This is a genomic window from Pseudomonas sp., assembly GCF_037994325.1.
In the GTDB taxonomy this organism is placed as follows: Bacteria; Pseudomonadota; Gammaproteobacteria; order Pseudomonadales; family Pseudomonadaceae; genus Aquipseudomonas.
Window position 1 is genome coordinate 1 of record NZ_JBBNAH010000062.1, and the last position, 4,387, is coordinate 4,387.

Here is a 4,387-nt window from a genome sequence, read left to right on the forward strand (position 1 = left end):
AAATTGCTCAGCCTGGCCCTCACCGCAACGCTGCTGGCCAGTGCAACAGCCATGGCTGCCGAGCCGGTGGTGCGTATCTACAATTGGTTCGACTATATCGGCCCGGACACCCTCAGCGGCTTTAAAAAAGAAACCGCCATTGAGCCCAAGTACGACGTTTACGACAGCAACGAAGTGCTTGAAGCCAAGTTGCTGTCCGGCCATTCCGGCTACGACCTAGTGGTGCCCAGCGACAGCTTTTTGCCCAACTATATGAAGGCCCAGGTGTTCCAGAAACTGGACAAGAGCAAGTTGCCCAACTGGAAAAACCTTAACCCCGAACTGCTGAACGTGCTGGCCGCCAAAGACCCCGGCAACGACTACGTGGTGCCCTATATGTGGGGCACCAATGGCATCGCCTATAACGTCGACAAGGTCAAAGCCATTCTCGGCGACGACGCGCCGCTGGATTCTTGGGACTTGCTGTTTAAGCCAGAGATTCTCGCCAAGCTCAACCAGTGCGGCGTGGCTTTCCTCGATGCGCCCACCGAGGTGATTCCGGAAGTGCTGCAGTACCTGGGTTTGTCGCCCAATAGCCATAACCCCGACGACTACAAAAAGGCCGAAGCGCACCTGAATAAACTGCGCCCGTCGATCACCTATTTCAGCTCGTCGAAGTTTGTCACCGACCTGGCCAATGGCGATATCTGTGTGGCGCTGGCCTGGTCGGGCGGCGCCATGCAAGCGGCGGCGCGAGCCAGGGAGGCGGGCAATGGCATTCATATCGAATACCGCATTCCGAAAGAGGGCACCGCAGCCTGGTTTGATGTGCTGGCCATTCCCCGCGATGCGCAGAACATCGAGCAGGCCCATGCCTTTATCAACTACCTGCTGCGCCCGGAGGTGGTGGCGCCGATCTCCGATTATGTGTCCTACGCCAACCCCAATCAGGCGGCGGATAGTTTGATCAGCGCTGAACTGCGCAATAACCCTAACGTGTACCCGCCGGCGGAGATGCAAGCCAAGCTCTATAGCGTGGAGATGTTGCCGCCGGCCTTGGAGCGCATTCGTACACGCACCTGGACCAAGGTGAAAACTGGCAAATAAGGCGCGGCGTTACCTGCCGATGACATCCGCCATCAGCCAATCGCGAAAGGCCGTGACCAAGCCTCTGCTGCCCGCGCGGTGCAGCAGCAGGTAACGCCGCTCGTGGTTGGCGCTGATGGGCGAGAGCGGCACCAGGTAGTTATTGGCTAGGTCCTGCTCAATTAACGCCGTCGGGCACAACGCCACGCCGTGGCCGGCGATGGCGGCGGTGCTCATCAGATTGAAATCCTCAAATACGATGCCGCTGTTCAGCGCCGGTGCGGGCAGGCCGGCGGCGTCAAACCACGCCTGCCAACCGCGTGGGCTTTCGTCGTGTAGCAGGGTCAGTTGCTGCCAGTCTGCCGGGTCTTCCAGTTGCGCCAAAAGGCTTGGGCTGCACACCGGGCGCGTCTCACCGCTGAGCAGTGGCAGGCTTTCATACGGGCCTTGATAGGGGCCGTCCCAATGGCGAATCAAAATGTCGATGCCCTCGTCGATGCGCTCGGCGGTCTGCGAGGCATAGACAATGCGCAACTGCACCTCGGGGTGGCGGCCGGCAAAGGTCGGTAGCAGCGGAATTAGCCAGCGCGAAGCCACCGACGGCGTACAGGCCACCACCAGGGTCGATTGCTGGCCTTGCTCCTGCAACCGCGCGCAGGCCAGGGCCATGGCATCAAAGGCGCAGCTTAAGGATTGCGCCAACTGCGCACCGGCTTCGGTGACCGTTACGCCACGGCCGCTTTTTACCATCAACACTTGGCCGAAATGGGCTTCCAACTGCTTGAGTTGGTGGCTGATGGCCGGGTGCGTGACGTTTAGTTCGGCGGCAGCTTTGCCTACGCTGTGTAGGCGAGCAGCGGCTTCGAAGGCGCGCAGAGCGGCGAGGGGCGGGAGTTTGCGCATGGGCGGTGTTCGCTGGCTGGACAGGTTAGTAAAACTAACGGGTTTTGCTAATAAACGTCACTTGTTGTTGCTCGGCTGGAAGCTCTAGATTCACTGTTGATCTGTAGGGTGTGCTGTGCGCACCAAACGATTGCCGTGTTTACGCAATGGTGCGCACAGCACACCCTACGGGCCGACGTATCCGTAGCAGCGAGCTCTATCGCGGAGCCCTTGATCTTCTAATTGGTCAATAAAAGGAACCCACCATGCCCAAGGCCTACAAAGACTACCCAGCCGCTTACCAGGTCAGCAAAGGCTCGGCCTTGCAGGTGGACGAAGCGTTTTACCAACGCATCCGCGAGCAGCAAAACGCCCGCACGCTGCTCGAAAACTTTGAAATCCCGATCCGCACCGGCCGCGCCTGGAACGTCCCGGCTGGGCATGTGTTCCGCATCACCACCCCGGTAGGCCCGCAAGTTGGCGATTTGAATATCTGGAATGCCAATGACCCGCGCGAACGCCTGTGGGCCGCGCGCACCCGGCAACTGCAAGGCGCCCACGTCAGCACCTACGATCGCCTGTGGTCGAACCTGCCGTTTCTGCGGCCGCTGGTGACCATCACCGACGACAGCCTGGCCGCCTATGGCATCGACGAACACGGCGGCCGCCTGCATGACCTACTCGGCACCCGTTGTGACCCCTACGTAAACAAAATGCTCACCGGCGAAGACTTCCATCACCACTGCCATTCCAACCTTACTCGCGCCGTATTGCCCCACGGCCTCACCGAGTTTGATGTGCACGACGTGCTGAACGTTTTCCAATGCACCGGCCTGAATGACGACGACCTGTACTTTATGAAAGCTTGCCCGGCAAAGCAGGGTGACTACCTGGAGTTTTTTGCCGAAATCGATTTGCTCTGCGCGCTATCGACCTGCCCAGGGGGCGACCTTTCATTGCCGATGTGGGGCCCGGAGGCACAAGACCCACTAAGCGTTTGTCGCCCGCTGGGGGTTGAAATCTATACACTCGACGCCGCGTTGTTGGACGGCTGGCAGCAACCCGAGCGCGCCGCCTACAAGGGCCAGCATGGCTTGCAGATTCAAGCGCCAGCGTGGGAGCGATAGGAGAACGAAATGCCACTGCTAAATTGCGATATCGGCGAAAGCTTCGGCGCTTGGTCCATGGGCCTGGATGCTGAGGTAATGCCCTATATCGACTGCGCCAATATCGCCTGCGGCTTCCACGCCGGCGACCCCGGCAGCATGCGCAAAACCGTGGCCTTGGCGCTTGCGCATCAAGTGCGCATTGGCGCCCATCCGGCCTATCCGGACCTGGTGGGTTTTGGTCGGCGCTCCATGGCCTGCTCGGCGCAGGAAGTCATCGATATGCTGCATTACCAAATCGGTGCCTTGGCCGGCGTGGCGCGCGCGCAAGGTGGCCGTGTGGAATACGTCAAACCCCATGGCGCGCTGTACAACGACATGATGAGCGATGCCAAGCTGCTGCGTGCCGTATTTCAGGCCGTGGCCGGCTACGGTGATGGCCTGCGCCTGATGCTGATGGGCCGCGCCGATAACAGCCTGGCGCAATCGCTGGCCGCTGAGTTCGATGTGCCGCTGTGGTTTGAAGCCTTTAGCGACCGCGCCTATGACGGCAACGGCAACTTGGTCTCACGCAGCCTGCCCGGCGCGGTGCACCACGAACCCGAGCGCATCGTTGCCCAGGCCGTGCAACTGGCCAAAGGCCAACCCCTGACCGCCAGCGATGGCAGCCTGCTGCACCTGCAGGTCGACACCCTCTGCGTGCATGGCGACAACGCCGGCTCGGTGGCCGCCGTGCAGCGTATTCGTGAAGCGCTTGATGGTTTGCACACGGCATGAAGGTGCGCGTCGAGGTGGTCGCCATCGATTGCCTGATGGTGCGCCTGTTTGATGAAATCGATGAAGCCCATATGCCCTGGCTGCTCGCCGCCGCGCAGCGTTTACGCGCGGTGTTTGCCGAGGGCTTGATCGACCTGGTGCCGTCGTACACCACGCTGATGCTGCACTACGATTTGCAGCACATCGGCTCGGTGCAGGCGCGGGCGTTGATCGACGAGGCACTGCGCGACCTGCAGCCAGCGGGCGAGGGCAGTGGTCGCAGCCATAGCATTCCGGTGTGGTACGACCCGCAAGTGGGGCCGGAATTGCACCTGCTGGCGAACCGCACTGGGCTGTCGATCAGCCAAGTCATCGAACTGCACAGCAGCCATGAATACCAAGTCTTCGCCCTCGGCTTTGCCCCAGGGTTTGCCTATATGGGTCTGGTCGACCCGCATCTGGCCGCGCCGCGTATCAACACCCCACGTAAACGCGTAACCAAGGGCAGCGTCGCCCTGGCCGAACGGCAAACCGCCGCTTACCCGCAAACCTCACCGGGCGGTTGGAACGTACTGGGC

5 protein-coding genes are annotated in these 4,387 nt (G+C 60.9%); 4 read left to right on the plus strand and 1 reads right to left on the minus strand.

The features are described from left to right. Window positions 1-51: 51 nt before the first annotated feature. Complete coding sequence (locus AAAB16_RS01955; protein ID WP_340661821.1) at window positions 52-1,086, plus strand: extracellular solute-binding protein; 1,035 nt, start codon at window positions 52-54, stop codon at window positions 1,084-1,086. 9 nt (window positions 1,087-1,095) lie between these two features. Here the strand turns inward: AAAB16_RS01955 and AAAB16_RS01960 are convergent, their stop codons facing one another. Further along, window positions 1,096-1,968 carry a LysR substrate-binding domain-containing protein gene (locus AAAB16_RS01960; RefSeq protein ID WP_340661817.1) on the minus strand — a complete coding sequence of 291 codons (873 nt, stop codon included), beginning with the start codon at window positions 1,966-1,968 and terminating at the stop codon, window positions 1,096-1,098. A 245-nt stretch (window positions 1,969-2,213) separates the two neighbouring features. Between AAAB16_RS01960 and AAAB16_RS01965 the strand changes: the two genes are divergently transcribed. The 3 genes from AAAB16_RS01965 to AAAB16_RS01975 all read left to right on the plus strand — a co-directional run. Further along, on the plus strand, window positions 2,214-3,074 hold the full coding sequence (locus tag AAAB16_RS01965; RefSeq protein ID WP_340661818.1) for a DUF1989 domain-containing protein: 861 nt from the start codon (window positions 2,214-2,216) through the stop codon (window positions 3,072-3,074). 9 nt (window positions 3,075-3,083) lie between these two features. After that, window positions 3,084-3,830 (plus strand): 5-oxoprolinase subunit PxpA, encoded by a 747-nt coding sequence (locus AAAB16_RS01970; protein ID WP_340661819.1) that lies wholly within the window; start codon window positions 3,084-3,086, stop codon window positions 3,828-3,830. Further along, window positions 3,827-4,387, plus strand: a 561-nt coding sequence (locus AAAB16_RS01975) for an allophanate hydrolase subunit 1 (RefSeq protein WP_340661820.1), incomplete at its 3' end; no start/stop codon positions are given. The genes AAAB16_RS01970 and AAAB16_RS01975, both read left to right, overlap by 4 nt.